Source organism: Streptomyces sp. HSW2009 (assembly GCF_040240285.1).
Classification (GTDB): domain Bacteria; phylum Actinomycetota; class Actinomycetes; order Streptomycetales; family Streptomycetaceae; genus Streptomyces.
Window position 1 is genome coordinate 1 of the sequence record NZ_JBEHZD010000686.1, and the last position, 3,571, is coordinate 3,571.

At 75.6% G+C, this 3,571-nt stretch carries 2 protein-coding genes and 1 pseudogene; 1 reads left to right on the forward strand and 2 read right to left on the reverse strand.

Going from position 1 to position 3,571, the window contains the following annotated elements:
• On the reverse strand, positions 1 to 1,008 hold a 1,008-nt coding region (locus tag AAHZ94_RS30735; RefSeq protein WP_349997004.1), incomplete at its 3' end, for a PadR family transcriptional regulator.
• Positions 1,008 to 2,021: a DUF4097 family beta strand repeat-containing protein gene (locus AAHZ94_RS30740; RefSeq protein WP_349997005.1), complete on the reverse strand. Its 1,014-nt coding sequence runs from the start codon at positions 2,019 to 2,021 to the stop codon at positions 1,008 to 1,010. The genes AAHZ94_RS30740 and AAHZ94_RS30735, both read right to left, overlap by 1 nt.
• Before the next feature lie 948 nt (positions 2,022 to 2,969).
• Here AAHZ94_RS30740 and AAHZ94_RS30745 point away from each other — a divergent pair.
• Positions 2,970 to 3,571, forward strand: a pseudogene (locus AAHZ94_RS30745) (hypothetical protein); the annotation flags it as partial.

Consider the following 3,571-nt stretch of genomic DNA (forward strand, 5'->3'; position numbering starts at 1 on the left):
CCCCCCGCGCGGGGCGCCCGCCGTGCCGGCGGCAGCCGCAGCCGCGTCCGTACGCGTGGCCGCACCCGCGGCAGGGCCGGAGCCGGTGGCAGAGCTGGAATCGGCGGCAGAGCTGGAACCGGAGCCGGTGTCAGAGCCCGCGCCCGTACCCGCGTCGGCCGGAGCATCGGACCGGTCGGGTGCCCACGGGTCCGGTTGGCCCATGCGGGTCATGGCGCGGGTGACCTCGGACAGGCCCTCGCGGAGTGCGGCCTGCCAATCGCCGGTCCGCAGGTGCTGCTGGGTCTGTTCCTGGACGCGGTGGGCGATCCGCTGGACCTCCTCGCGGGCGAAGTCGCGGGCGTCCTTGGCCTCGCGGCGGGCGCGCTGGGCGTCCTGCTTCGCGCGGCGGCTCTCCTCCTTCGCCCGGCGCGCCTGCTCCTTCCACTCCTCCTTGGCGCGCCGCAGGTCCTCCTTGGCCTGCCGCCACGCGTCGGGGTCGGTCCACGGGCCGCTCTCCCACGGCGCCCCGCTCCCCTTGCCGTCCGCCCGCGCGCCACCCCGGGCGTCCTCCGCGGGCCGGCGCGGTTCCTCGCGCTGCGCATGTGCCCCGTCGGCGCCGGCCGCCGCCGACCCCGCCGCGCGCGCCTGGGCCGCGGCCTCCCGCATGTGGCGGCGCAGATCGCTGGCGGAGCCCCGTACGTCCGCCCGGATCTCGGCGGCCAGCTCGGCGACCGACTCGCGGATCTCCAGTTCGAGGTCTGCCAACTCTCCGCCACGATCGGCAAGTTCGGCCCGGCCCGCGTCGGTGAGCGAGTAGACCTTGCGTCCGCCCTCGGTGGTGTGGGTGACCAGGCCCTCCGCCTCCAGCTTGGCCAGCCGCGGGTAGACGGTGCCGGCCGAGGGTGCGTACAGGCCGTGGAAGCGCTCTTCGAGCAGTCGGATGACCTCGTAGCCGTGGCGCGGTGCCTCGTCGAGCAGCTTGAGCAGATACAGGCGCAGGCGTCCGTGCGCGAAGACGGGAGGCATCAGCGGACCTTCTTGTCGGACGGGGTGGTCTGGGCGGGCGCGCCCGGGCCGGGGACGGTGGGGACGCCGGGGCCCTCCGAGTGCGGTGCGGACGGGGCGCCCGGAGCGCCCGGGGTGGATGTGGCGGCTGGCCCTGCGGGGCCGGCGGGCGGCTCGTCGGTGGGCGGGCGGCGCAGTACGGCGATGGCGCCCGAGACGCTGGCGGCCTTCAACCGCCCGCCCGCCGTGCCGAGGCTGCCGCTGATCTTGCCGCCGACGCCGCCGGGCGAGACCCACGCGCCCCACTGGCCGCCCAGGATTCCGGAGTCGACGCGCAGGTCGTCGAAGGCGTTGGAGATCAGGCCGCTGGTGGTGTGTGCCTCCACCCGTACGTTCGCCGGGTCCGGCAGCCGGATGGCGATCTCGCCGGAGACGGTGCTGAGTTGGAGATCGGCCGGCTGGGTCGAGGGGGCGATGTCCACCACCATGTCCCCGCTGACCGAGTCCGCCCGGACCGTCGAACCCATGCCGTCGATCACGGTCAGCTCACCCGATACGGAGTTGAAGCACAGACTGCCGCCGAGCGACTGCACCTCCACGCAGCCCGACACGGTGTCGGCCCGCACCTCGCCGCTCAGCCCCACCAGTGTGGTGTCGCCCGAGATGCCCCGCACCTCGGTCGGCCCGGTCAGGCCCGAGACCACGGCCGCCGCGCTGACCGTGCCCACCTCGGCCCGGACGGCGGTCGGCACGGTCAGCGTGATGTGCGCCGTGCGCTGCCAGCCCTTGCGGTCGAGCAGCTTGAGGAACCCCTGCCACGGCAGGTCCTCGTACGCGATGCTCAGCGTGCCCGCGGTCAGGCTGACGAACAGCGGCGGGCCCTCGATCTCGGAGACCTGGAGGCTGGCGGAGCCGGCGTCGGTGCCGACCACGTTGACCGTGCCGCCGACGATGCGCACCTGGAGGGCGGCGACCGGGTCGTCGAAGGTGAGCTTCTGCGGTGCGCTGAGCGTCCATGCGGACCGGGCTGACATGGCGGAACCTCCCAGACGGAGCCTGAACGCAACATATCGCGTTTCCCAACACGATATATCGCGGGTTCTGGAAGTCAAGCGCGGTCGCGGCCGAGGTGAGGGCCGTTCGGGGGTGCTGCGGTGGCGCGGCGCGGCTCTGACGGCGGGCCGGACCGGGCCGTCGGCTGGGGGCGCGCTGTGGGCGGGGACGGGGGCCGCGGCGAGGCCCGCTCAGGGCGCGCTGTAGGCGCGCTCGGGACGGGCGGATCGGTGCTTCCCGGTGATGGTCCGGCAAAGTTCCCGGCTGCTAGCTTTCTTCTCCCCGCGGGGTCGGTCACCGGCCGCCGCGGGCGTCCCTGCGGCGGCGCCCCGCCCAGGACGACCCCGGACGACTCCCGGACGACCCCCGCGATCACGCGGGCCGCGCGACCGCACGACGCGTACGACCGCACGACCGCACGACGCGTACGGAAGAACAGCCCCAACGAGCACAGGTCCAACAAGCACAGCCCCAACAAGCACGGCGTCAACGAGCACGATGCGAACGGGTGCAGCGGGCGAACGCAGCGCCGACGGACGCAGCGTCAATGAGCAAGCGCAGCGCAATGAGCACGGCGCCATGAGCGCGGTGTCGAGGAGCAGCCGCGGAGTACCAGCCCCACAGCCCCCGCGCGGGCGGCCTGAGCGATGTGTACACCGGCGCGGCCAGCGCGCCACCGGGCCGGAAGCGGGGCCGGGGCGGGCGCCGCGACCGCGCGCGGGCCCGGCTCCAGTGGAGCAAGGCGAGACGGGGCGAGGCGCGACGGGGCGGCGAAGGGCGGAGCCAGACACGGGCAAGGCGGGGCAAAGCCGGATGAGGTGAGGAAGGGGGACGGGCGGCGGCAAGTCGGCGCGGCCTTCCGCGGACGGCCGGGCGCAGGCCGCAGAGTACGTGCTGCACGACGGTACGGAACGGTAGGAGAGGGGCCAGTGGAGACGATCAAGGTGCATGCGTGGGCGGACGCGACGCCGGACGGAGCGGCGCCGCAGGGCCAGCCGGTGACGTCGGACCAGCGGGTGACGCCGGACCGAGCGGCGGCGCAGGACGATGTGGCGGCGCACGGCGACGCGAGGCCGCAGGACGAGCGCGCGGCGGTGCTCGACGGCGCGGCGCGGCCGTGGTCCGTGGTCGGGCTGCTGCTGGCCGCCGCCCGACACCGGCCGCACGCCGGCCTGCGCTACCTGCCTGACGAGCGGCCGGAGGCGGGAGTGCCCGACGAGCGGCCGGAGCCGGGAGCGCCCGAGGAGCTGCCCGCGGCGGGAGTGCCCGAGGAGCGGCCCGCGGACGGGGCGCCGGCGGAGGGCACGTTCCAGTCGTACGGGCAGTTGCTCGACGAGGCCCGCCGCATCGCCACCGGGCTGGCCGGGCGCGGGGGGGGGCCCCGCGGCCCCCCGGGGGGGGGGGGGGGGCCCCCGGCCCCCGGGGGGGGGGGGGGGGCCCCGGGGGGGGGCCCGCGGCCCCGCGATGTTGGCGTCGGACCGCAAGGATTCACTCTCCTCGACATCAGGCTCGCGATGGATAGAGCCTGTCA

What these genes read in the sequence shown, in the direction of transcription:
- AAHZ94_RS30740 (WP_349997005.1), bottom strand. Translation starts at nt 2,021, where the DNA reads ATGTCAGCCCGGTCCGCATGGACGCTCAGCGCACCGCAGAAGCTCACC.